18 protein-coding genes are annotated in these 22,944 nt (G+C 69.5%); 16 read left to right on the forward strand and 2 right to left on the reverse strand.

Annotated features, from left to right (window positions below; all coding sequences use genetic code 11):
- The first annotated feature begins 35 nt into the window (after window positions 1-35).
- From gspG to gspD, 9 genes are read left to right on the forward strand one after another with little or no spacing between them, the layout of a single operon-like run.
- Complete coding sequence (gspG, locus tag CJ010_RS03160) at window positions 36-476, forward strand: type II secretion system major pseudopilin GspG (protein WP_141016692.1); 441 nt, start codon at window positions 36-38, stop codon at window positions 474-476.
- A 15-nt stretch (window positions 477-491) separates the two neighbouring features.
- Window positions 492-932, forward strand: coding sequence for a GspH/FimT family protein (locus CJ010_RS03165; protein ID WP_141016693.1), 441 nt, complete (start codon window positions 492-494; stop codon window positions 930-932).
- Window positions 929-1,327: a prepilin-type N-terminal cleavage/methylation domain-containing protein gene (locus CJ010_RS03170; RefSeq protein WP_141016694.1), complete on the forward strand. Its 399-nt coding sequence runs from the start codon at window positions 929-931 to the stop codon at window positions 1,325-1,327. Before CJ010_RS03165 ends, CJ010_RS03170 begins: the two co-directional genes overlap by 4 nt.
- Complete coding sequence (locus tag CJ010_RS03175) at window positions 1,324-2,001, forward strand: prepilin-type N-terminal cleavage/methylation domain-containing protein (RefSeq protein WP_141016695.1); 678 nt, start codon at window positions 1,324-1,326, stop codon at window positions 1,999-2,001. The genes CJ010_RS03170 and CJ010_RS03175 overlap by 4 nt, the downstream gene beginning before the upstream one ends.
- Window positions 2,001-2,912 carry a general secretion pathway protein GspK gene (locus tag CJ010_RS03180; protein ID WP_168224893.1) on the forward strand — a complete coding sequence of 304 codons (912 nt, stop codon included), beginning with the start codon at window positions 2,001-2,003 and terminating at the stop codon, window positions 2,910-2,912. Before CJ010_RS03175 ends, CJ010_RS03180 begins: the two co-directional genes overlap by 1 nt.
- Window positions 2,909-3,916 (forward strand): PilN domain-containing protein, encoded by a 1,008-nt coding sequence (locus tag CJ010_RS03185; protein ID WP_141016697.1) that lies wholly within the window; start codon window positions 2,909-2,911, stop codon window positions 3,914-3,916. The genes CJ010_RS03180 and CJ010_RS03185 overlap by 4 nt, the downstream gene beginning before the upstream one ends.
- Window positions 3,913-4,482 (forward strand): type II secretion system protein GspM, encoded by a 570-nt coding sequence (gene gspM, locus CJ010_RS03190; RefSeq protein ID WP_141016698.1) that lies wholly within the window; start codon window positions 3,913-3,915, stop codon window positions 4,480-4,482. The genes CJ010_RS03185 and gspM overlap by 4 nt, the downstream gene beginning before the upstream one ends.
- Complete coding sequence (locus CJ010_RS03195; protein ID WP_141016699.1) at window positions 4,479-5,192, forward strand: hypothetical protein; 714 nt, start codon at window positions 4,479-4,481, stop codon at window positions 5,190-5,192. Before gspM ends, CJ010_RS03195 begins: the two co-directional genes overlap by 4 nt.
- A gap of 33 nt (window positions 5,193-5,225) precedes the next feature.
- A complete protein-coding gene (gspD, locus tag CJ010_RS03200) occupies window positions 5,226-7,583 on the forward strand; it encodes a type II secretion system secretin GspD (protein WP_168224894.1) in 2,358 nt (785 codons plus the stop codon).
- A gap of 74 nt (window positions 7,584-7,657) precedes the next feature.
- Here gspD and CJ010_RS03205 read toward each other — a convergent pair whose 3' ends face one another.
- Window positions 7,658-10,450 (reverse strand): esterase-like activity of phytase family protein, encoded by a 2,793-nt coding sequence (locus CJ010_RS03205; RefSeq protein WP_168224895.1) that lies wholly within the window; start codon window positions 10,448-10,450, stop codon window positions 7,658-7,660.
- 210 nt (window positions 10,451-10,660) lie between these two features.
- Entirely contained in the window at window positions 10,661-11,488 is an 828-nt protein-coding gene (locus CJ010_RS03210; protein ID WP_168224896.1) for an OST-HTH/LOTUS domain-containing protein, read from the reverse strand.
- Between the two features lie 281 nt (window positions 11,489-11,769).
- On the opposite strand from CJ010_RS03210, the gene CJ010_RS03215 reads away from it, so the two are divergent.
- The 7 genes from CJ010_RS03215 to CJ010_RS03245 all read left to right on the forward strand — a co-directional run bounded on the left by CJ010_RS03215 (window position 11,770) and on the right by CJ010_RS03245 (window position 22,822).
- Window positions 11,770-12,468: a TetR/AcrR family transcriptional regulator gene (locus CJ010_RS03215; protein WP_141016702.1), complete on the forward strand. Its 699-nt coding sequence runs from the start codon at window positions 11,770-11,772 to the stop codon at window positions 12,466-12,468.
- A gap of 91 nt (window positions 12,469-12,559) precedes the next feature.
- Window positions 12,560-15,034 carry an acyl-CoA dehydrogenase gene (locus CJ010_RS03220; RefSeq protein WP_141016703.1) on the forward strand — a complete coding sequence of 825 codons (2,475 nt, stop codon included), beginning with the start codon at window positions 12,560-12,562 and terminating at the stop codon, window positions 15,032-15,034.
- The gene (locus CJ010_RS03225; RefSeq protein ID WP_141016704.1) at window positions 15,031-16,314 is read left to right on the forward strand and encodes an acetyl-CoA C-acetyltransferase; all 1,284 of its coding nucleotides are present in this window, start codon (window positions 15,031-15,033) and stop codon (window positions 16,312-16,314) included. The genes CJ010_RS03220 and CJ010_RS03225 overlap by 4 nt, the downstream gene beginning before the upstream one ends.
- 145 nt (window positions 16,315-16,459) lie before the next feature.
- On the forward strand, window positions 16,460-18,469 hold the full coding sequence (locus CJ010_RS03230; RefSeq protein ID WP_141016705.1) for a 3-hydroxyacyl-CoA dehydrogenase NAD-binding domain-containing protein: 2,010 nt from the start codon (window positions 16,460-16,462) through the stop codon (window positions 18,467-18,469).
- Between the two features lie 11 nt (window positions 18,470-18,480).
- Complete coding sequence (locus tag CJ010_RS03235) at window positions 18,481-18,888, forward strand: acyl-CoA thioesterase (protein ID WP_141016706.1); 408 nt, start codon at window positions 18,481-18,483, stop codon at window positions 18,886-18,888.
- Between the two features lie 108 nt (window positions 18,889-18,996).
- Window positions 18,997-20,274: an OmpP1/FadL family transporter gene (locus CJ010_RS03240; protein WP_141016707.1), complete on the forward strand. Its 1,278-nt coding sequence runs from the start codon at window positions 18,997-18,999 to the stop codon at window positions 20,272-20,274.
- A 154-nt stretch (window positions 20,275-20,428) separates the two neighbouring features.
- Entirely contained in the window at window positions 20,429-22,822 is a 2,394-nt protein-coding gene (locus CJ010_RS03245; protein ID WP_141016708.1) for a 3-hydroxyacyl-CoA dehydrogenase/enoyl-CoA hydratase family protein, read from the forward strand.
- Window positions 22,823-22,944 lie beyond the last annotated feature (122 nt).

The following is a 22,944-nucleotide window of genomic DNA, read 5'->3' on the forward strand; positions in this document are numbered from 1 at the left end:
TCATTATTCCCATCGTCATACGGAAACCATCAGCCATGATCCCCTCGCGTCCGCCTTCCGCTGCCCGCTCCGCGCGCGGCTTCACGCTGGTCGAACTGCTGGTCGTCCTCGCCATCCTCGGCCTGCTTGTCGGCCTGGTCGGGCCCAGGGTGCTCGGCCAGCTGGGTGGCGCCAAGAGCAAGACGGCGCCGGTGCAGATCAAGGATCTGGAGCAGGCGGCCGAACTCTTCAAGCTCGACGTCACCCGCTTCCCGAGCGCCGCCGAGGGGCTGGACGCGCTGGTGACGCGGCCGGCCTCGGCGCCCGGCTGGAACGGCCCCTACCTCAAGAAGGGCGGCGTGCCCAGGGACCCGTGGGGCAATGCCTATCGCTACGACGTGCCCGGCAGGCATGGCGACATCGACATCTACACCCTCGGCGCGGACAACGCGCCGGGCGGTGATGGCGAGAATGCCGACGTCGGCAACTGGCAGTAGGCGGGGAGGGCGCCGATGCGCGGCTTCACGCTGGTGGAACTGGTGGTGGCGCTGGCCATCGCGGCGCTCGCGCTGGGCGCCGTCGCGGCCAACCACGAGCGCCTGCTGCAGACCATGGCTTACCGTTCGGCCGTGCGCGGGGTGCTTGCCGGCATGCACGCCGCGCGCACGGAGGCGATGCGCAGCGGCCGGCCCGTCGTGTTCGCGGTGGACCTTGCGGGCCGCAGCTACGGCGTCGATGGCCGCCTCGGCGGGCGCCTGCCCGAGGCGGTGGGTGTGCGTGTCATCGTCGCCGAGCGCGAGGTGGAGGCCGCCGGCAAGGGCGGCATCCGTTTTCAGCCGGACGGCGGCGCCACCGGCGGCAGCGTCGACCTGCTCCGCCCGCAGGGCGGCGGCGTCCGCCTGCGGGTCGACTGGCTGTTCGGGCGGATAGAACAGGAGCCGATTCCGGGATGAGGTACAGGACGGTCGCGCGCGGCTTTTCGCTGCTGGAAGTGCTGGTGGCGCTGTCCATCATGACCTTTTCGCTCGCAGCGCTCTATCACGCGGCGGGCGGCGGCGTGCGCGGCGTGGGCGAGAGCGAAGCGCGTACGCGCGCGCTGGCGCTGGCGCTGTCGGTGCTCGACTCGCGCACCACGGTGCCGCCCGGCGGCGGCGACGACACTGGCGAGGCCGCCGGTCTGCGCTGGCGTCTGACCGCCCGGCCCTACGCCACCGGCCGCGAGGCCGCACCCGGGTGGCCGCTGTACCGGGTCGAGGCTGTCGTGTACTGGCGTGAAGGCGCGGGCGAGCGCGAACTGCACCTGACCAGCCTGTTGCCCGAGCGTTCGGCGGTGCCGGGGGCGCGATGAGAACCGCCATTGGCCGCGTTCCTGCGCGCGTTCGCCCGGACGCGACGGCGGGTTTCACGCTGGTCGAGGTCGTCATCGCGTTGGCGCTGCTGTCGCTCCTCATGCTGGGTCTGGTGAGCGCACTCGCGGGGTTCGGCAGCACGGCCGCGAGGCTGGAGGCGCGCGCCGGGCGCGAAGGTGACGCGTGGCTGGCGACGGCCTTTCTGCGCACGGCACTGTCGTCCGCCGTCGGCCAGCTCCGCCACACCTTGCCGGACGGCAGCCAGAGCGCGTATTTCGCCGGCCGTGCCGACGGGCTCGAATGGCTGGGCAGCATGCCGGCCCGCCACGGCGCCGGCGGCCTCTATCTCTTCCGGCTCGAGGCGGACGGACCGCCGCCGCGCCTGCTGTTGCGCTATCTGCCCTACGTGCCCGGGGCCACGCCGGCGGCGGGTGCGTTTGCCAGCCAGGTACTGGCGGAGGGGCTCGATGCGCTGCGGCTGTCCTACGAAAGCCGGGCGCGCCGGCCGGACGAGACGACGCACTGGTCGGATATCTGGGCGGAGCCGGGCCATCTGCCTGCGCGTGTCCGCATCGACGTTGCCGCCGGGGGGCAGGCGTGGCCACCGCTCTTCGTTTCCATCGCCGCTGTCGACCACGGCACCGTCCATGTGGTGCCGGAGTTGGGCGACTGATGGGCTGCGGTCGTCTTGCCGCCCGCGACCATGGCCTGGCCCTGGTCGCCGTGCTGTGGATGACGGCGGCGCTGTCGCTGCTGGTCGGCGGGCTGCTGTCGCTGGCGCGCGCCGAAGTGAAAGCGGCGCAGGTGCGCGGCGCGGCGGCCGAGGCGATTGCGCTGGGCGATGCGGCGATCCAGCTGGCGGTGCTCGACTGGCGTACCGCGACGCCGCCGCCGGACAGCCTGCGGCGCGCCGACTACATGCTGGAAGGGCGCGTGATCGCGGTACGGGTGGTGCCGGCGACCGGCTACATCAACCTGAATGCCGCGCCAGAACCGCTGCTGCGCGCCCTGCTGACACTGGGGGGCGGACTCGACCCCGCAGTGGCGGGCGTGCTGGCACAGCGCCTCATCGACTGGCGGGATGCGGACGACGCGGCGCTGCCCGAGGGCGCCGAGGCGCCGGCCTACGCCGCGGCCAACCTGGCCTGGCGGCCGCGCAACGGTCGTCTGCTGGTGCCGGAAGACCTACTGCAGGTGCTGGGCTTCGATTTCGAACTGTTCGAGCGCATCCGCCCGTACGTCACGGTCTGGGCGGGTGCCGCCGCCGGTGTCAATCCGCTGGCTGCGCCCCCGGAGGTGCTGGCGATCCTCGCCGGCGGCAACCACGGCCTCGCGGGGCGGATCGCTGCGGCACGCGATGCCGGCGACCGCAGCATGGACTTGACCGCGCTCGACCCGGCCTTTCTCGACCAGGGCGGTGTCGGCAGCGTCCTGCATGTCGAGGTCGAGGTGCCCGTCGGCGAGCTGCGCGCGGTGCGAGGCCGCTGGATCGTCGCCGCACCCGATGCCGGCGGCGCGCCCTGGCAGACGGTGGCCGCCGAGCCGGTCCGCTTCCTTCCCCTTTCGCCACCGGCCGCACCATGACCGCCGACCGCAATCCCTACGATCTCTTCGGACTGGATCTGCGCCGGCTCGCCGGGCTCTGGCGCCTGGGCTGGCGTGAGGCGCTGGACCGGCCCTTCTTCACCCGTCTGCTGCCCGCCGAGGCGGTGCGCCTGAGGCTGCCGGAAGGCGGCGAGCGCATCTGGCCCGCTGCCGGCGCTGCCGGGCGTGCCTGTGCGCTGCTGTTGCCCGAGGAGAAGGTGTTGCAGCAGTCCCTGCTGCTGCCGCCGCTGTCCTCCGCCGAACTGCGGCAGGCGGTGTTGCTGGCAGTGCAGGCGACGACCCCCTTCGGGGTTGATGCGACCGCCTGGGGTTACCGCACCGAGGTGGCAGGTGGGCAGTTGCGGGTCGAACTGGCGATGGCAGCGAAGGCGCACGTCGCGGAATGCATCGCCGCGGCCCGTGCGGGCGATGCGCAGGGCGGGGGCGCCGAACTGGAAGTCTGGGCGGGCGGCCCGCCCTTCGTGGTGCTCCAGGGCTATGCGGAAGCGCACCGCTACGCGCGCACGCGCCGGCGCCACCGCCAGACGCAGGCCCTGATCGGCGCCGCGGTGTTCCTCGCCGGCGCGCTCGCGGCCTCGCCCGCGCTGCAGGCACAACGACAGGCGCAGGAGGCACAGGCCCGGCTGGATGCGCTGACGCAGGCGGTGGCGCCCATCGTCGCCACCCGCGACGCATTCGGCAGGGCCAACCTCCAGTTGCAGACGGTGACAGCCTACGCCGCCGCCCGCCCCGACCCGGTGGCCTTGCTCGGCCGCCTGTCGCAGCTGCTGCCCGACAGCGCCCACCTGACCCGGCTGGAGCTGCGTGGCGACACCGTCGTTCTCGGCGGCCTGGCCGACAACGCCGCCGGATTGATGGAAACGCTCGGCGCCCAGCCCGATTTCCATGACTTGCGTTCGCCCTCCGCGATCGCGCGCGACCGCGCCACCGGGCGCGAGAGTTTTGCCATCGAGTTCAGGCTGGGACAGGGGGCGGAGCGATGAAGGTGCCCGGCAAGGCGGCGTTGCGGCCGGCCCATCTCAGCGTGTTCGGCACGCTTGCCGGCGTGGTGGTGATCGCTGTCTTCGCCGGGTTGCTGGTCGCCGAGCGGGGGCGCGAAGCCGGGGAAGTGCAGGAGGCGGTGGCGCCGCGCTACGCCCGGCTGGCGGGCTTGCGCGAATCGGCGGCCGCGGTGGAGCAGGCCGCGGCGGCGGCGACCGCCGCGCTGGACCGCTTCGCCTACCCCGTGACCATGAGCGGCGACCGCATCGGCACCGACCTGCAGCAACGGCTGCGGGCGGCGGCCGAGGCGGCGGGCGTCGGCGTGATCAACAGCCAGATCGGGACGGGCAAGCGCCAGGCAGACCTGGAGGACGTGCCGGTGTCGATGACGCTGGAAGCCGAAATTGGCCAGTTGCGGCAGATGCTGCTGGCGGTGCAGACGCAGTCGGGGCAGGCGCCCGCGATCTTCATCGACAGCCTTGGCATCCAGCGTCAGCGCAGTCGTGCCGGCGATGGCGGCCGGCTGACGGTGCAGGCACGTTTCAGCGTGCTGAGGCGCGTGCCATGAGCGCCCCCGCCCGGCCGCCCGAAAGGGAGCATCTTCAGCGACAGGAGGGGCGTCCAGCGAGCGTGTCGGGCCGGCGCTTGCGCAGCGGCGGCGGGGATGTCCGGCTGCCGCCACGCCTTGTGCTGGTGCTGGCGAACCTCGCCCTGGCGGCCGGCCTGCTGGCCTACTGGCTGGGGGCGCCGGCGTGGCCGGAGCCGGCGCCGCTCCCGCCCGATGCCGCGGCCCTGGCACCGCAATCGCCCACGCAGCCGGCGCCGGATGCCGCCGTGGTGCAGGCCATCACCGAACGCCCCCTGTTCAGTCCCACGCGCAGCGCGGCTACCGGCAACGGCGGCGCGCCGTCCTTCCAGGACTTCCGCCTGGTCGGCTTGCTGGGCAGCGGTCAGGCCACGGTCGCGCTCCTCGCCCACGGCGACAGGGTCCGGCGCGTGCGTGCCGGGGAGCAGATCGATGGCTGGGTGCTGCAGGGCAGCGACGGCCGCACGGCCCGTTTCTCCCGCGGCGAACTCCCCGGACAGGATCTCTTCATGGAACACGCGGTGCAGAAACCCGCAGAACCGGTGGCGGCCGCCACCACCACGCCGCAAACACCGCCGCCTTCGCCCGGCGCGGCCGCAAAGGCAAGCGATGCGCCCCCCGCGGCCGACGACGACACCGCCGCCGCGCGCCGTGCCCGCCGCCAGGCCCGCCGGCAGGCGGCCGCCAACTGACCCCCGATCCACCCAACCGACACCCCGCACCGGATGAATCCCAGCAAAGCCGCCTGTCTCGCGCTCGTCCTGCCCCTGGCCGCCTGCGCCACCGATCCGACCGTGCTGGACGGCAGCGCCGCTGCCGTCGCCCGCCAGTCCCGTCCGCCGGCAGTCGTCGCGCCGCCGGCCGCACCCATATCCCCGGAGACCGAGCGCAGCGCGCCCGTCCTGACGAAAGGGAGCGACGTGATGATCGCGACACCGTCGGCGCGCAGCTCGGTCAGCGCGCAAGGCACGGCGGTGGCCCTGCATTTCGAGCAGGCGCCGGTGACCGAAGTGGTGCACGCCATCCTCGGCGACCTGCTCAGGCTGGACTATGCGCTGGTGACGCCGCTGGCCGGCGAGCTGACGCTCCACACCCAAGGGCCGGTGCCGCGCGATCAGGTGTTGTCGCTGCTGGAATCCGCGCTGCAGGCCAACGGCATGGCGATGGTGGCCGACGCTTCCGGCCGCTACCGCATCGGCAAGGCCGAGGCGATGGCGGGCGCGGTGCCGCTGGTCCGGCGGGCCGACGCGCGGGCGGCCGGCGGCGGCGCCGTCATCGTGCCGCTGCGCTACATCGGCGCGGCCGAGATGGCCGAGATCCTGCGCCCGGTCGCCAGCGCGGAGTCGCTGTTGCGGGTGGATACGGTGCGCAACCTGCTGATGCTGTCCGGCACGCGCAACCAGATCGACGGCTGGCTGGAGATCATCAACACCTTCGATGTCGATTTCCTCAAGGGCATGTCGGTCGGGCTCTTTCCGCTCGATCATGGTTCGGCGCGCGATGTCGAGGCCGCGCTGAAGGCGCTGCTCGGCAGCTCTTCGATCGCCGCGCCTGTCACGACGCCGGCGCAATCCGGCGGCTCGGGCGGCACGAATGCGGCAAACCCGGCGCCAGCGCGTGGCGCAAGGGGTGCGGCCAATGCCCGCGAACGCGCCGCGGGCGAAGCGAAGGACGGCGACGGGGCGGGGCCGCTCGCCGGGCTGGTGCGGGTCATGGCGATCGAGCGGCTCAATGCCCTGCTGGTGGTGACGCCGCGCGCGCACTACCTGGAGCAGATGAAGACCTGGATCGAACGGCTGGACCAGTCCGGCGACGGCGACGCCGACGGCCAGCTCTACGTGTATCCCGTGCAGAACGGCTCGGCTCGGCATCTCGCCGATCTGCTCAATGGCCTCTATGGCACCACGGCCGTGGGCGGAGTGCAGGCGACCGGTGTCGCGCCCGGGCTCGGCCGCGGCGTGCAGGCCAGCGTCGGCAGCGCGGTCGCCACCAGCGGCAGCGCCGGCACTGGAAGTGGCGGCACTGGAAGTGGCGGCACCGGTTTCGGCGCCATGGCGGCGGTCGGCGGCACCGGTACCGGAACGGCGGGCGGCGCCGCCGCGGTAACCCAGGTTGACATGGGCGAGCACATCCGGGTGGTGGCCGACAACCGCAACAACGCATTGCTGATCCACGCCAACCGCCGCGAGTACCGCCGCATCGAGGCCGCGCTGCGCCGCCTGGACGTGGCGCCCACCCAGGTGCTGATCGAAGCCAGCATCGTCGAGGTCACGCTGTCGGACGAACTCCGCTACGGCCTGCAGTGGTATTTCCAGAACACCTTGCGCGATGGCTGGAGCGGATCGGGCCAGCTCAGCAACAACACCAGCGGCGCCCTCGCCAACACCGGGCAGGGCTTCTTCTATTCGGTGATCAACCCCGCGGGTTCGGTGCGCGCGGTGCTCAACATGCTGGCCACCAAGTCGCTGCTCAACGTGCTGTCCAACCCGACGGTGATGGTGCAGGACAACCATACCGCGACCATCCAGGTGGGCGACCAGCAGCCGATCCGCTCGTCGACCACCGTCACCGACGGCGGCACCACCACCAGTTCGATCCAGTACAAGGACACAGGCGTGCTGCTCGCGGTGACGCCGTCGGTCAATGCGGGCGACATGGTGGGGCTGGACGTGAACCAGGCGATCACCGACGTCGGCGAGACCGACTCGGCCACCGGCCAGCGTGCCTTCAACCAGCGCCAGGTGGTCAGCCGCGTGTCGGTGCGCTCGGGCGAGACCATCGTGCTCGGCGGCCTGATCCGCGACAACAAGACGCGCGACCGCCAGGGCATCCCCTGGCTGCACGACCTGCCGGTGGTGGGCAACTTGTTCGGTTCGACCGCCGTCGGCACGGTGCGCACCGAACTGCTGGTGATGATCACGCCGCGGGTGATCCGCAGCGAGCAGGACGTACGCGAGATCGGCAGCGAAATGCGCAACCGGATGCGTGGCCTGCAAGGGCTGGACGGGGATGCCCGCAGCAGCCTCGACCATCTGGACGAAGCCGCCGCAGTGACCACGGCGGAGGCAACCGGGAGCCGCTGAGGCGGCTTTCCCTGCAAAGCACGACGGCGACCCCGTTGCCGGGATCGCCGTCGTTGCTGGCAGCTGCGGGTGGCTTATTCGCCGGCGCCCACGCTCCACAGATTCACCGTGCCGCTGATCTCGTTCGCCACCACCACCATCGGCTTGCCGGTCGGGCTGTCCTTGGCGGGGATGAAGCGGATGATCTCCGGGCCGCTGTCCGGGCCCACTTCGCCGCCGGCGAAGCTGCGCGAGTGCAGGTACTGCACGAAGGCTGGCGCGGCCGGTTGGGTGACGTCGTACACCATCACGCCGCCGATGCGCTCCAGGCCGACGAAGGCGTAGCTGCGGCCGTCGATGGTGCCGACGGCGACGCCTTCGGGTTCTGGCCCCTTGTTGTCGGAGCGGTTGTCGAAGTTGTTCTCGTCGTTGTTGCTGTTGAAGTTCTTCGGGAAGGCGGCGGCGCTGCGCACTTCGAGTTCGCTGCCGGAATCCCACACCTGGGCGCCGGTGGCGGCGTTCCAGATCGAGAACGAGCGGGCGCCGAACACGTAGGGCACGCCGCCGGCCGGCGGCACGCTGGTCACGGTGAGGCGGCCGAGTTGCAGGTCGTCGGCGACTTCCGGCAGGTTGGGATAGTTGGCCTTGATGCTCTTGGCGCGCACTTCCTCGGCAAAGCCGGGGTAGTCGCGGGCATCACCCTCGTTGGCGGTGACCAGGTAGCGCTGGCCGCCGACGCTGTAACTGGCGATGGCGTCCGGCTGGTACATGCCGCGCACCGGCCAGTTGCGGATGTTGGCGACGTTGTCCTTGTCCGAGGCGTCCAGGCCGCCAGTGCGCAGGATGCCGAGCTGCACTGGTTCCGGCGTGTAGCCCGGCGCCAGGGTGTAGCTGCCGGTGGCGGCGTCGATGCTGATCTGGGCGACGCCGAAATCGTTGTCGTTGATCAGCGCGATGGTGTCGGCGTCGATCACCGCCAGGCCTTCGACCTTTTCGACCGCGTTGTAGCCGGCGGTGGCGAGATCGACATGCACCACCTTGGCGACCGGCTTGACGCCGACCGACGACAGCTCGCTCGCCGTCATCTGGTCGAGCGACTTGCTGACGCCGCCGACGGTGTAGAGCATGTCCTTGCTGCTGATGTCGGTGGCGCCGGTCAGGTTGAAGGCGTAGACCTTCTTGGTGATGGTGGCGGGCGCGTCGTCCGGACGGGCGTCGTCGTCGCGTTCCACCACCAGGAAGCCGCCGCCGGGCAGCGCCGCGGCGTCGCCGATCTTGTCGGCGCGGGTGTCGTCGGCGCCGGTGCTGGCCGGGTTGTCCATGATGTAGATGAACTGGCGGGTGGCGCCGGTGGCGGGGTCGAATTCCACCACGCGCACGTTCTTCATCGCGTTGAGCGCGCTGTTGGCGAGGCTGGCCGGGTTGCGCAGCGGGCTCTGCACGAAGGCGTAGAGCTTGCCGTCCTGCAGCACGATGGCCTCGAAGCCGCGGTTCTGGCGGCGCTGGGCGAGCACCGCCGGCAGCGCCTCGGTGCCGAAATGGCCGGCGGGTTTGCCGGCCGCGGTGGCGGTGCCGGCGGGCACGAAGCGGTCGAGCAGGCGGCCGCTGCCATCGAAGTGGTAGATCGCAGGGCGGTATTCGTCGGCCAGCCAGAACGAGCCGTCGGCATCGACCGCGATGCCTTCGAAGTCGCCGCCGAGCGGGTCGACCGGCAGCACGTTGCCGCGCAGGTCGACCGGCACCTCGTCGTTGTAGGCTGCGTTCGCGTTGCCGGAAACGGCGGTGTTGGGCAGGCCGGAAAGCGGGCTGCCGTCGCCGCGACGCAGCAGGATCTGTTCGCCGAGTTCGACCGCGCCGGTCGCCGGGTCCAGCGTCAGCCGCACCAGGCGCGGACTGAAGTCGGGCAGCAGGAAGGGACGGTTGATGCCGGTGGGCTCGCCGTTGGGGCCGCGGTCGGTGTGGGTGATGAAGCGCAGCCTGCCGTCGGCGCTGCGGCCTTCGAAATGCAGCCCGGAGAAGCCGCCGAGCGCGATGCTCTGGCCGGCGGCGGTGGTGCCGGCCAGGGGCAGATCCTTCAATTCATGGACCGTGAGTTGCGGCGCGACGTTGAAGTCCTTGTAGCCGAGCGCACGGATCTCGGTGACGCGCGCGCTGTCGATGTCGATCACCGCGATCGCGTTGTTCTCCTGCAGCGTGACATAGGCCTTGCGGTCGTCCTCGCTGACGGCGATGTATTCCGGTTCGAGATCCTGCGCCGGGGTGGCGCCCGGCCCGAAGATGCGTACGCCGGCCGGCAGCGGCACGCCGGCGAAGTTCACCGTGCGCACCGCGAGTTCTGGCTTCATCGGGATCACGTCGATGATGCTGACCGAGCCTTCCGGATCGGTGCAGCCGCTGCCGTAGCAGTCCGGCTCGCCCTCGTTGGCGACCAGCAGGCGGCGGCCGTCGTGGGTGAAGGTGACCATGTCGGGCAGCGAGCCGACCGTGGCGGTGCGCTTGACGGTGCCGTCGGGGGTCAGGAACACGATGGTGCCGGCGTCGGTCTTCTTCTGCGCCTGCAGCGCCACCGCGACCAGGTTCTTGGACGACACCGCGACGCTGTTCACGCCGGCGCCATAAGCCTTGAGATCGACCCGTTTGATGAGCTTCGGCGCCGCCGGGTCGACGACATCGACGATGTCGAGCGAGACGTCCTTGGCGTTGGTGACATAGAGCCGGTCATTACGCAGCGCGGCGGTTTCGCCGGAGGATTCGAGGTGCGAAAGCCCGGTGGCGTATGTGCCGGCGAGTTGGAATTCGAGCGCGCTGGCGGCGCCGGCGAAGCTGGTGAGGACCAGGGTGACGGCAGCCGCGGCGGCGCGCAGCTTGAATTGTTTGACGGATTTCATCGGGCCGGGGTCCAGAGTGGGAAGGTGGCCGGATGATCCGCAGGACATATGTCAAACGTGCGACAGCGTAGGCTGGAGGTGGGGCGGAATGTGAATAATGTCCTCCACAGGGAGTAAGGGCTATGCGGCCCGGGTGCGGGTGGCAACGTTGTTGGCGGGAATCCCGGCAAGCGTTTCCAGAGGGCAACTTCAAGCGCGAGGCTCCCTAACTTACCGTGACTGGAACCAGATTATGTTCGGACGCCCGTTGCCGATGACTTCTTTCCGGATCGAGAACAGACCGGATTCATGGAGAACCTGCCGCCAAGTCTGACAGCCATAACGCTGCGGAGTGTGGTCGGGGCTTTCTGCTTGAATGAGCTTGGTGGCGTCGGCGAGCAGTGCCCAACCGTTGCGCGCAAACCGGGCTTCAGCCTCTCTGAGCAAGAGGACGATGGTCGAACCGGACCAATCGACGGCTCCGTCGGGCCCTATTCCGTGAATCAGATTGTCAAAGACCTTGGTTGCTGCAAACGCTGCCAAGCGTTGCTTTGCTGCGATTATGGATTGTGCCCAAGTGCGAAGTTCTTGATAGCGTTGGTCGATCTGTTCAAAGCTCCGGTCCAGTTGTGCCTGTGCGGACAAGCAGCCCTGTTCGGTCCAGATGTCATGGTCCTGGATGAAGTGATGAACCAGCCGGTTACGTAGTTCGACCAGGCGGCTCAATTCGGTGACGATTTGCGTATGTTTATCTCCACCCACCTCAAGCGAGAAGTCCATATGGACCCAAGCTTCGGTCAGGTTTGCGAACTTGGAGTCCTCTGCTGAGGAAGCTGACTCCGGGCGCACCGGCACGACGGTGGCGTCGGTCAGCGTGCCAACCAACTGCCCCAACGTCTGTCTGGCGGCCGCAGCTCTGCGTTGTGCCTGGATGTTCTCAATGGCGCTGACAGGTCCTTCGATCTTTCCCGCGGTCACTAGCGCTTTCGCCAGACATTCATATTGCTGAAGGCGGATGAGGCAGCGTCCGAGCTTGCGTTGGACTTCATGCTGCGACATGACGAGGAGCTCGGGGGGCGGTGGGGAGGGTGAAGTTGTCATCGGGTGGGCCAACGAACCGGAGTAGAGCAGGGTGGGGGCGCAACACCGCTGGTATGAGGTAGGCGGCTAATACGAAGGATGAGGCTGAAATGGCAAGCCGATGCTCCTGATCCTCGCTGCAGCGCTACTTTAGGCCAGGCGGGGGCACCACAGGGGAGCGTCCGGCTCGATAAATTCCCCTTGACAGCTCATCAATGAAACGTATGATTAAAACAACTGTTTGAATTGAGCGTTTCAAGATGAACCCAGCCGACCGTCCGCCTGCTCCCGAGACCCGCGACCGCATCCTCGATGCGGCCGAAGCCCTGTTCGTCGAGCACGGTTTCGAGGCCACCTCGATGCGCATGATCACCACCGCCGCCAAGGCTAATCTGGCCGCAGTGAACTACCACTTCGGTAGCAAGGACGCGTTGATCCAGGAAGTCTTCCGCCGCCGCCTGACCGAACTCAACCGCCAGCGCCTTGCCGCGCTCGATCGTCTGGAGGCGGAAGCGAACGGCGCGCCGCTCAAGCCCAGCCGCATCGTCGAAGCTTTTTTCGGCACGGCGCTGGTGCTGGCGGCGGACACCGAAAACGGCGGCCACACCTTCATGCGCCTGCTCGGCCGCACCTACACGGAACCTAACGCCTTCGTCCGCCAGTTCCTCGCCGAGGAATACGCCGAGGCGGTGCACCGCTTTCTCGATGCGCTCTACCGCGCGCTGCCCGAGGTGCCGCGCGAGGAAATCCTGTGGCGCTTCCATTTCATGATGGGGGCGATGTCCTACTCGATCGCCGGCACCGACGCGCTGCAGCTCTTCGCCGGCCATTTCGACGATGCCGATCCGCAGCGCCTGCTGCCACGGCTGATGTCCTTCCTGCTGGGCGGCCTGCGCGCACCGCTGGCGGATTTCTCCGCCCTCGCCCAGACGCCGGCGGGCGGCCGGGAAGCGGCATGAGGCGCTGAACGGCCGCCCGCCGGCGGCGAACAGCTTCACATTCCAGTGCGACCGTGGCGCAAGACCGCGGCGCCTCACGAAGGAGACAACGATGATCTGGTGGTTCCTGGTTTCCCTCCCTCCCTTGGCAGGCGCGCTCGCCTACGGGCGAGCGCCACTTTTTGCCTGGCTGGTGGCAGGGTGGGCATGGCTGGCGGCGCTCGCGTGGGCGGGCGGCTGGTCCATGCCGGTGGCGGTGGCGGTGCTCGGCGCCTTCAGCGTGGTGATGGCCCTGTTCCTGGTGGTGCCGCTGCGGCGCGCGCTGCTGACGGCGAACATCTTCAAGGCTTTCCGCCGCGCGCTGCCGGCGATGTCGCAGACCGAGCGCGATGCGCTCGAAGCCGGTACGGTGTGGTGGGAGGGCGAACTTTTCGCCGGCCGTCCCGACTGGCACCGGCTGGCGGCCTACCCCTGGCCGAAGCTTTCCGCCGAGGAGCAGGCCTTCCTCGATGAGGACACCGAGCAGCTCTGCCATCTGGTCAAGGATTGGGAAGCCACCCAGCTGCAGGACATGCCGGCGCCGGTGTGGCAGTTCATCAAGGACCGCGGCTTCCTCGGCATGATCATTCCCAGGGAATACGGCGGCAAGGGCTTCTCCGCCTTCGCCCATTCGCAGGTCATCACCAAGCTGTCGACCCGTTCTTCCGCGCCGGCGGTGAGCGTGATGGTGCCCAACTCGCTCGGTCCGGCCGAACTGCTGCTGCACTACGGCACGCCGGAGCAGAAGCAGCACTACCTGCCGCGGCTGGCCAAAGGGCTGGAGATCCCGGCCTTCGCGCTGACCAGTCCGTGGGCCGGCTCGGATGCGGCGTCGATTCCGGACGCCGGCGTGGTCTGCAAGGGCCCGTGGCAGGGGCGCGAGGTGCTCGGCATGCGCGTGTCCTTCGACAAGCGCTACATCACGCTGGCCCCGGTGTGCACCGTGTTCGGCCTCGCCTTCCGGCTGTACGATCCGGACCACCTGCTGGGCAGCGAGGAAGACCTCGGCATCACCTGCGCGCTGGTGCCGCACGACCACCCGGGTGTCGATATCGGCCGCCGTCACTTCCCGCTCAATGCGGTGTGGATGAACGGGCCGATCCGCGGCAGCGATGTCTTCATGCCGCTGGATTTCATCATCGGCGGGCCGCAGATGGCCGGCCAGGGCTGGCGCATGCTGATGGAGTGCCTCGCCGCCGGCCGCAGCATCTCCTTGCCCGGTTCCAACACCGGCATGCAGCAGCTCACCGCGCGCGCCGTCGGCGCCTACGCCCGGGTGCGCTACCAGTTCAAGACCGCCATCGGCCGCTTCGAGGGCGTGGAAGAAGCGCTCACCCGCATCGGCGCCAACACCTACCTGAGCGACGCCGCGCGGGTGATGACCGCCGGCGCCATCGACCTCGGCGAAAAGCCCTCGGTGGTGTCGGCCATCGTCAAGTACCACGTCACCGAGCGCGCCCGCCAGACGGTGAACGACGGCATGGACGTCATCGGCGGCAAGGGCATCTGCCTCGGCCCGCAGAACTTCCTCGGCCGCGCCTACCAGCAGATTCCGGTCGGCATCACGGTGGAAGGCGCCAACATCCTGACGCGCAGTCTCATCCTCTTCGGCCAGGGCGCGATCCGCTGCCATCCCTATGTGCTGGACGAAATGCACGCCGCCCAGCAGGGCAAGCTCGAGGCCTTCGACCGTGCCTTCTGGGGCCACGTCGGCTACACGGTTTCCAGCGGCGTGCGCGCGCTGGTGATGGGCCTGACCGGTTCGCACTTCGTCGGCGTGCCGGTGGACGTGGCGCCGGAAACCCGCCGCTACTACCAGCAGCTCACCCGCTTCTCCGCTGCCTTCGCCTTCCTTGCCGACATCTCGATGGGCACCATGGGCGGCGCGCTCAAGCGCAAGGAAAAGCTCTCCGCCCGGCTGGGCGACATCCTGTCGCTGATGTACCTCGCCTCGGCCACGCTCAAGCGCTACGAGGCCGAAGGCCGCCAGCAGGAAGACGCGCCGCTGATGCACTGGGCGATCTGGGACTGCATGTTCCGCGCGCAGAACGCCTTCGAGGGCGTGATCGCCAACTTCCCCAACCGCGTCTTTGCTACGCTGCTGCGCCGGCTGGTGGTGTTCCCGCTCGGCCGGCCCTACGTGGTACCGTCGGACGAACTCGGCCACCAGGTGGCGAAGCGGCTGATCGAACCCTCGGCGACGCGCGACCGACTGACTTCGGTGGTGCATCTGCCGGCCGACACCGAAGAACCGCTGGGCGCGCTCGAAGCCGCGCTGGCGGCGACCATCGCCGCCGAGCCGGTCGAGGCCAAGGTCAAGCAGGCGCAGCGCGAAGGCCGCTTCCAACCGGGCGTGCTGGTCGGCGGCGGTGTCGATGCGCTGTGGGTGAAGGCGCGCGCGGCCGGCATCATCGACGCCGACGAATTCGCGCTGCTGCAGCGCCGTGGCGAACTGCGCGACAAGGTGATCCGGGTGGACGATTTCCCTTTCGACCTCGGCATGAAGGCCGCCCAGCCTGAAGCGCCCAAGGTGAGGGCGGTGGCGTGAGCGCCGACGTCTTCATCATCGACGGCGCGCGCACGCCCTTCCTCAAGGCGAAGAACGCGCCGGGGCCGTTCGCCGCGGCCGACCTCGCCACCGCGGCCGGCAGCGCCTTGCTCGCCCGCCAGCGCTTCGCGCCTGACCAGCTCGACGAGGTCATCCTCGGCTGCGCCAGCCCCTCGCCGGACGAGGTGAACATCGGCCGCGTGGTGGCGCTGCGCATGGGCTGCGGCTTGCAGGTGCCGGGCTGGACGGTGATGCGCAACTGCGCCAGCGGCATGCAGGCGCTGGATTCTGCGCTCACCAACATCCGCGCCGGGCGTTCGCAGCTGGTGCTGGCGGGCGGCGTCGATGCGCTGTCGCGTGCGCCGCTGCTTTTTTCCGAGGCGATGGTGCGCTGGCTGGCCGGCTGGTACGCGGCGAAGACGGCCGGGCAGAAGGTCGCCGCGCTGCGCCGCTTCCGCCCGGCCTACCTGGCGCCGGTGATCGCCATCATGAAAGGCCTGACCGATCCGGTCGTCGGCCAGCTGATGGGCCAGACCGCCGAGAATCTGGCGTGGAAGTTCGGCATCTCGCGCGACGAGATGGACGCCTACGCCGCCGAGAGCCACCGCCGCGTCGCCGCTGCGCAGGACGCCGGCCGCTTCGACGGCGAGATCGTGCCGCTGATAGCCCGCGACGGCACGGTGTACGCCAGCGACGACGGCGTGCGGCGCGATTCCTCGCCGGCCAATCTCGCCAAGCTCAAGCCCTTCTTCGACAAGCGCTACGGCCGCGTCACCGCCGGCAACAGCTCGCAGATCACCGACGGCGCCGCCTGGCTGGTGCTGGCCTCGACCGAGGCAGTGGAACGCCACGGCCTGCAGCCGCTCGGGCGCATCGTCGACAGCGAATGGGCCGGGCTTGCGCCGGAGCAGATGGGGCTGGGCCCGGTGCACGCGGCGCTGCCGTTGCTGGCGCGCCACGGCCTCGCGCCGCGCGACCTCGCCGCCTGGGAGATCAACGAAGCCTTCGCCGCGCAGGTGATCGCCTGCCTGCGTGCGCTCGACGACAACGACTACTGCCGCGAACAGTTCGGCTGCGATGCGCCGGGTGCGCCGGCGGCGGATCGGCTCAACGTCGATGGCGGCGCGGTGGCGCTCGGCCATCCGGTCGGCGCCAGCGGCGCGCGCATCGTGCTGCATCTGCTGAACGTGCTGCGCCGCCAGGGCGGCGGGCGCGGCATCGCCAGCATCTGCATCGGTGGCGGGCAGGGCGGCGCGATGCTGGTGGAGGCGCTGAGATGACAACCCCCACGCTCACTGTGTTCGCGGAGGGTTGGCTTTGCACAGCAGGCCCGTTCGACAGGCACGGCGCGGGGCGCCGTGAAACCCCCGTTTCACCCCCCCAAGGGGGCGGCGGCATGCTTGAGACGGCTCGGCGCATACCGCTATGAACGCCCTATCGGAAATCCATCAGACCGCCTGGCAGCACTGGCGCATCGAGCGCGGCGGCGACGGCATCGCCTGGCTGTGGCTGGACAAGGCCGGCGCCGCCACCAACACCCTGTCGCGCGCGGTGCTCGACGAATTCGACGGCGTGCTCGGCGCGCTCGAAGCGAACCCGCCGGCGGCGCTGGTGATCGCCTCGGCCAAGGCGGCCGGCTTCATCGCCGGCGCCGACATCGAGGAATTCACCCGCCTCGGCAGCGCGGACGCCGCGCGCGAACTGGTCGGCCGCGGCTGGACCCTGTTCGAGCGCCTCGCCGCGCTCTCCTGCCCGACGCTGGCGCTGATCCGCGGCCACTGCATGGGCGGGGGCCTGGAACTGGCGCTCGCCTGCCGCTACCGCATCGTGGTCGATGAGCCGGGGACGAAGCTCGCGCTGCCCGAGGTGATGCTGGGCATCGTGCCCGGCTGGGGCGGCATGAAGCGGCTGCCGGCGCTGATCGGCCCGGCCGCGGCGCTCGACATGATGCTCACCGGCAAGGGCGTGGATGCGAAGAAGGCGCGCCGCCTCGGCCTCGCCGACGACTGCGTGCCGCCGCGGGTGATGGAGAACGCCGCGCGGGTGCTGGTGACGTCCGGCCAGCCGCGGCACCGCCCGCCGCTGCCGGCGCGGCTGATGAACGGTCCGCTGAAGGGCGTCGTTGCGGCCAAGGCGCGCAAGCAGACCGCCGCCAAGGCGAGGCGCGAACACTATCCGGCGCCCTACGCCATCATCGACATCTGGGCGAAGCACGGTGGCGACGCGCTGGCGGTGCCGGCGGGCGATCCCGCGTCGCTGGAGACGATCTTCGCCTCGCCGACCACCCAGAACCTGATCCGGGTGTTCTTCCTGCAGGAGCGGCTGAAGGGATTCGGCAAGGAAGTCGAATTCGCACCGCGCCATGTGCATGTGGTCGGCGCCGGCGTCATGGGTGGCGACATCGCCGCGGTGTGCGCACTCGCCGGCATGACGGTGACGCTGGAGGACCAGACGGTGGAACGCATCGCCCCGGCGATCGCGCGCGCCGCCAAGCTCTTCGAGCGGAAGCTGCGCGGCGACCGCCGCCTGGTGCGTTTCGCGCTCGACCGGCTGATCCCCGATCCGCGGGGGCACGGCGTCGCTCGCGCGGACGTGGTGATCGAGGCGATCTTCGAGAACCTCGACGCCAAGCGCGCGTTGTTCGCCGACATCGAACGCCGCGCGCGGCCGGACGCGGTGCTGGCGACCAACACCTCCAGCCTCAGGCTGGAAGACATCGCCACCGCGCTGGCGAATCCGGCGCGGCTGGTCGGCATCCACTTCTTCAACCCGGTGGCGATGATGCCGCTGGTCGAGGTGGTGCAGGGCGCCGCCTCCGACGCTACCGCGCTCGCCCGCGCCGCCGCCTTCGTGCGCCGCATCGACAAGTTGCCGCTGCCGGTGAAGAGCGCGCCCGGCTTCCTGGTCAATGCGGTGCTCGGTCCCTACATGCTGGAAGCGCTGCGCTGCGTGGAGGAGGGCATGGCGCCGGCGACGGTGGATGCCGCGCTGGTCGCCTTCGGCATGCCGATGGGGCCGGTGGAACTGGTCGATACCGTCGGGCTGGACATCGCGGTGGCCGCCGGCAAGGCTTTGGCCGGGCAGGGTGCGACGCCGCCTCCGCTCCTCCTCGCATTGGTCGAGGCGGGGCATCTCGGCCGCAAGAGCGGGCAGGGCTATTACCGCTGGCAGGACGGCCGCATCGCCGACCGCGGCGCTCAGGCCGAGACGCCGCAAGGGCTGGTCGAGCGCGTGCTGGCGCCGCTGCTGGCCGCCGCGCAGCGCTGCGTCGCCGAGGGCGTGGTCGCCGATACCGATCTGGCCGATGCCGGCATCATCTTCGGTACCGGCTTCGCGCCCTGGACCGGAGGCCCGCTGCGTTACCGCGAGATGCGCGATTTACGGATTGGCGGGCTTGGTGCGGCGCAGCAAAATGCGGGTGCCGCAACCACATAACAGGAACAATCATGACCTCCCCCTCCCTCGATCCCATCTCCCTGCCCGACGACAAGCACCTCACGCTGCGCGTGGTGCCGATGCCGGGCGACCTCAATCCCTCCGGCGACGTGTTCGGCGGCTGGATCATGTCCATGGTGGACATCGCCGGCGCCATTCCGGCCAATCGCCGCGCCAAGTCGCGGGTCGCCACCGTGGCGGTGAATTCCTTCGTGTTCAAGCAGCCGGTGTCGGTGGGCGACCTCGTGAGCTTCTACGCCAAGGTGGTCGCCACCGGCCGCACCTCGGTGACGGTGGATGTCGAGGTCTATGCCGAGCGCGGCCACGAGAACCCTTTCGTGGTGAAGGTTACGGAGGCCAAGCTGACCTACGTGGCGATGGACCAGTCCGGCAACAAGCGGCCGATACCCATGGAATAAGCAGTGGCGCGGGCGCTGCCGGCGCAGGTGCCCGCGCAATTTCGACGACCGGGGGAGACATCCCGGTGCGCCAGGGTAGCGATACCCGACCAGGAGGAGACGACACCGATGCAACAGAAAAAGATTGCACGCCTGCTTTCCGCTGCCCTGTTGTCGATGACATCGGGCGCGGCCTGCGCCGCCGGCTTCCAGCTGCTCGAGCAGAACGCCAGCGGCATCGGCAACGCCTATGCCGGTTCGGCTGCGGTGGCCGAGAACGCCAGCACCATCTTCTTCAACCCGGCTGGCATGACCGAGCTGCAAGCGCGCGAACTCTCGGTCGGGATGTCGCTGGTGCGGCCGGTCTTCGAGTACAAGGACAAGGGCTCCACCGCCACCGGCCCCTTCCGCGGCGACGGCGACGACGCCGGCTCGTGGGCGGCGCTGCCCAACGGCTACCTGTCGTGGGCGCTGAACAAGGATGTCTATCTGGGCGTCGGCCTCGGCGCGCCCTTCGGCCTGATCACCGAATACGATGACGACTGGGTGGGCGCGGCGCATTCCATCAAGTTCGACATCAAGACCTACAACATCAACCCCTCCATCGCCTGGCGCATCAACGACAGCGTTTCGATCGGCGCCGGCTTCAGCTGGCAGCGCATGGAGGTCGAATACGAGCGCGCAGCGGCGGTGATCTCGCTGCCGGTGTCCATGACCCACGCGATACTCGACGCCGATTCCGACGCCTGGGGCTGGAACGTCGGCGCGTTGTTCAAGCTGTCGGAGGCGACCCGGCTGGGCATTTCCTATCGTTCTTCGATCGAGCACACGCTGGAAGGCGACCTCAAGGTCAAGGGGCCGGCTGCGGGGGCGAGCGCGGCGCTGACTTCCGGCAAGGCCGAAGCCAAGGTGGAACTGCCCGACACCTTCATCCTGAGCGCGGTGCACAAGCTCGACAGCCAGTGGGAACTGCTGGGCGATATTTCCTGGACCGGCTGGAGCAAGATCAAGCAGGTCGACATCGTGCGCACCTCCGGCCCGCTCAACGGCGTGACGGTGCAGACGCTGGATACCGAATTCAAGGACACCTGGCGCGTCGCCCTCGGTGCCAACTACCGGCTCAACGACGCCTGGAAGCTGAAGATGGGCATCGCCTACGACCAGACGCCGGTGAAGGACAAGGAGCGCCGGCTGGTGTCGCTGCCCGACAACGACCGTACCTGGTTCACCGTCGGCGGCCAATGGACGGTGGCCAAGGGCTCCACGGTGGATCTCGGCGCCGCCTACCTCTACGTGCCCAAGACGAAAATCGACAACAACCAGGCTGCGCTGGGCCGTGGCCGGGTGACGGGCGAGTACGACTCCAGCGTGTGGATCCTCGGCGCGCAGTACTCGCTGGCCTTCTGATTCTGCGACTGGACAGAACCTGTCGATGACAAGGTGAAGCGCGGCCGCTCCCTCCCCTTCAAGGGGAGGGTTGGGGTGGGGATGGGGTTAGACGGTCGCGATCGAACTCCACCCCTGCCGAACGCATGCTTCCCACATTACCCGGAGAATCCGCGTGAGCAACTTCATCATCCGCAAGGTCGCCGTGCTCGGTGCCGGCGTCATGGGCGCGCAGATCGCCGCCCACTGCGCCAACGCCGGCGTGCCGGTGATCCTGTTCGACCTGCCCGCCAAAGAGGGCAAGCCCAACGCCATCGTCGACAAGGCGCTCGCCGGGCTGGTCAAGCTCGACCCGGCGCCGCTCGCCACCAAGGCGCAAGGCCAGCACATCGAGGCCGCCAACTACGGCAGCGACCTCAGCCGGCTGGCCGAATGCGACCTCGTCATCGAGGCCATCGCCGAAAGGATGGACTGGAAGCTCGACCTCTACGGCAAGGTCGCGCCCCGTCTGAACCCAGGGGCGGTGTTCGCCTCCAACACCTCGGGGTTGTCCATCCGTGCGCTGGCGCAGGGCATGCCGGCCGCGCTGCGCAGCCGCTTCTGCGGCATCCACTTCTTCAACCCGCCGCGCTACATGGCGTTGGTCGAGCTGATCCCGACGCCGGACACCGACGCGGCGATGCTCGACGAACTGGAGACCTGGCTCACCAGCCGGCTGGGCAAGCGCATCGTGCGCGCCAAGGACACGCCCAATTTCGTCGCTAACCGCATCGGCGTGTTCTCCATCCTGGCGGTGATGCACCACACCGTGCGCCTCGGCCTCAGTTTCGACGAGGTGGATGCGCTCACCGGCCCGCGCATCGGCCGGCCCAAGAGCGCCACCTACCGCACCGCCGACGTGGTCGGCCTCGATACCCTGGCGCATGTCGTCGGCACCATGCAGGCGACGCTGCCGGACGATCCCTGGCATGCACACTTCGAACTGCCCGGCTGGCTGCAGACCCTGATCGCCAACGGCGCGCTCGGCCAGAAGACGCGTGCCGGCATCTACCGCAAGGAAGGCAAGCAGATCTTCGTGTTCGACCCGGCGCGGCTCGACTATCGCCTGAGCGGCGGCGAGGTCGCGGTGGAGGTGGCCGAGATCCTGGCGCTGAAGGATCCAGTGGAGAAGTTCGCCGAACTCGCAGCCTGCGCCCATCCGCAGGCGCAGTTCCTGTGGTCCATCTTCCGCGACGTATTCCATTACTGCGCCTGTCACCTGGGCGACATCGCCGACAACGCGCGCGATGTCGATTTCGCCATGCGCTGGGGTTTCGGCTGGGCGCTCGGGCCGTTCGAGACCTGGCAGGCCGCCGGCTGGATGCAGGTTGCCGAACTGGTGCGCGCCGACATCGAGGCCGGCCGCGCGATGAGCACCGCGCCGCTGCCTGCGTGGGTGTTCGAGCGCGCCGGCGTGCATGAACCGGCCGGTTCGTGGAGTGCGAGCGCGGCTGCGCTGAAGCCGCGCTCGGCGCTGCCGGTCTATGGCCGCCAGCTCTACCCCGACCGCGTTGTCGGCGAGGCGCCCGCGGCGCGCGGCGAGACCGTGTGGGAATGCGGCGACAAACACGACGGCGTGCGGTTGTGGCTGCGTCCGGACGTGGATGGGCGCATCGGCATCCTGTCCTTCAAATCGAAGATGCACAGCATAGGCAGTGCGGTGCTCGATGGCCTGATAGAGGCGGTGGCGCGCGCCGAGCGCGAACTCGACGGCGTGGTGCTGTGGCACGAGGCGCCGTTCGCGGTGGGCGCCAACCTGCAGCAGGTGGTCGAGGCCTGCAAGGCCGGCCAGTTCGACATGCTGGAGAAGACGGTGGCGCAGTTCCAGCAGGCGTCGATGACGCTGAAGCACGCCCAGGTGCCGGTGGTGGCCGCGGTCGAGGGCATGGCGCTGGGCGGCGGTTGCGAGTTCCTGATGCACGCGGCCCACCGGGTGCTGGCGCTGGAGAGCTACGTCGGCCTGGTGGAGGCGGGCGTCGGCCTGATCCCGGCCGGCGGCGGCAGCAAGGAGTTCGCCTTGCAGGCGCACCGGTTGGCGCAGCGGACGGCGGGCGGCGACGTCTTCCCCTACATCCAGCAGAGCTTCCAGACCATCGCGATGGCGACGGTGGCCAAGAGCGCGCTGGAGGCAGTGCAGCTCGGCTTCGCGCAGGCGAGCGACGACATCCTGTTCCATCCGCAGGAGCTGCTCTACGTCGCGATCCGCCGGGCGCGGGCGCTGGCCGAGGCCGGCTGGCATCCGCCGCTGCCGGAGCGTCAGGTGGTGGTCGCGGGGCGCAACGGCATCGCCACCTGCGAGCTGATGCTGGTGAACATGGCCGAAGGCGGCTTCATCTCGGCGCACGACTACACGGTGGCGAAGGCCGCGGCCACCGCCTTGTGCGGCGGCGAGGTGGATACCAATGCGCGGGTGAGCGAGCAGTGGATCCTGGATGTGGAGCGGGCGCTGTTCGTGGAGTTGCTGAAGACCGAGGCGACGCAGCAGCGGATTGCGCACACGTTGGCGACGGGGAAGCCGTTGCGGAATTAGGTGGCTTTTATCGACGTGGTCGCGCGCCGAGCCACCCTGGGTATTCCTTCCGCTGGCTGCGGAACTCGCCCTTCGGGCTCAGACAGTCCTCGCCGGCTTCAGGAATACCCAGGGCGTCTCGG

Source organism: Azoarcus sp. DD4 (assembly GCF_006496635.1).
GTDB lineage: Bacteria > Pseudomonadota > Gammaproteobacteria > Burkholderiales > Rhodocyclaceae > Azoarcus.

What these genes read in the sequence shown, in the direction of transcription:
- gspG (WP_141016692.1), top strand. Translation starts at nt 36, where the DNA reads ATGATCCCCTCGCGTCCGCCTTCCGCTGCCCGCTCCGCGCGCGGCTTC.
- CJ010_RS03165 (WP_141016693.1), top strand. Translation starts at nt 492, where the DNA reads ATGCGCGGCTTCACGCTGGTGGAACTGGTGGTGGCGCTGGCCATCGCG.
- CJ010_RS03170 (WP_141016694.1), top strand. Translation starts at nt 929, where the DNA reads ATGAGGTACAGGACGGTCGCGCGCGGCTTTTCGCTGCTGGAAGTGCTG.
- CJ010_RS03175 (WP_141016695.1), top strand. Translation starts at nt 1,324, where the DNA reads ATGAGAACCGCCATTGGCCGCGTTCCTGCGCGCGTTCGCCCGGACGCG.
- CJ010_RS03180 (WP_168224893.1), top strand. Translation starts at nt 2,001, where the DNA reads ATGGGCTGCGGTCGTCTTGCCGCCCGCGACCATGGCCTGGCCCTGGTC.
- CJ010_RS03185 (WP_141016697.1), top strand. Translation starts at nt 2,909, where the DNA reads ATGACCGCCGACCGCAATCCCTACGATCTCTTCGGACTGGATCTGCGC.
- gspM (WP_141016698.1), top strand. Translation starts at nt 3,913, where the DNA reads ATGAAGGTGCCCGGCAAGGCGGCGTTGCGGCCGGCCCATCTCAGCGTG.
- CJ010_RS03195 (WP_141016699.1), top strand. Translation starts at nt 4,479, where the DNA reads ATGAGCGCCCCCGCCCGGCCGCCCGAAAGGGAGCATCTTCAGCGACAG.
- gspD (WP_168224894.1), top strand. Translation starts at nt 5,226, where the DNA reads ATGAATCCCAGCAAAGCCGCCTGTCTCGCGCTCGTCCTGCCCCTGGCC.
- CJ010_RS03205 (WP_168224895.1), bottom strand. Translation starts at nt 10,450, where the DNA reads ATGAAATCCGTCAAACAATTCAAGCTGCGCGCCGCCGCGGCTGCCGTC.
- CJ010_RS03210 (WP_168224896.1), bottom strand. Translation starts at nt 11,488, where the DNA reads ATGTCGCAGCATGAAGTCCAACGCAAGCTCGGACGCTGCCTCATCCGC.
- CJ010_RS03215 (WP_141016702.1), top strand. Translation starts at nt 11,770, where the DNA reads ATGAACCCAGCCGACCGTCCGCCTGCTCCCGAGACCCGCGACCGCATC.
- CJ010_RS03220 (WP_141016703.1), top strand. Translation starts at nt 12,560, where the DNA reads ATGATCTGGTGGTTCCTGGTTTCCCTCCCTCCCTTGGCAGGCGCGCTC.
- CJ010_RS03230 (WP_141016705.1), top strand. Translation starts at nt 16,460, where the DNA reads ATGAACGCCCTATCGGAAATCCATCAGACCGCCTGGCAGCACTGGCGC.
- CJ010_RS03235 (WP_141016706.1), top strand. Translation starts at nt 18,481, where the DNA reads ATGACCTCCCCCTCCCTCGATCCCATCTCCCTGCCCGACGACAAGCAC.
- CJ010_RS03240 (WP_141016707.1), top strand. Translation starts at nt 18,997, where the DNA reads ATGCAACAGAAAAAGATTGCACGCCTGCTTTCCGCTGCCCTGTTGTCG.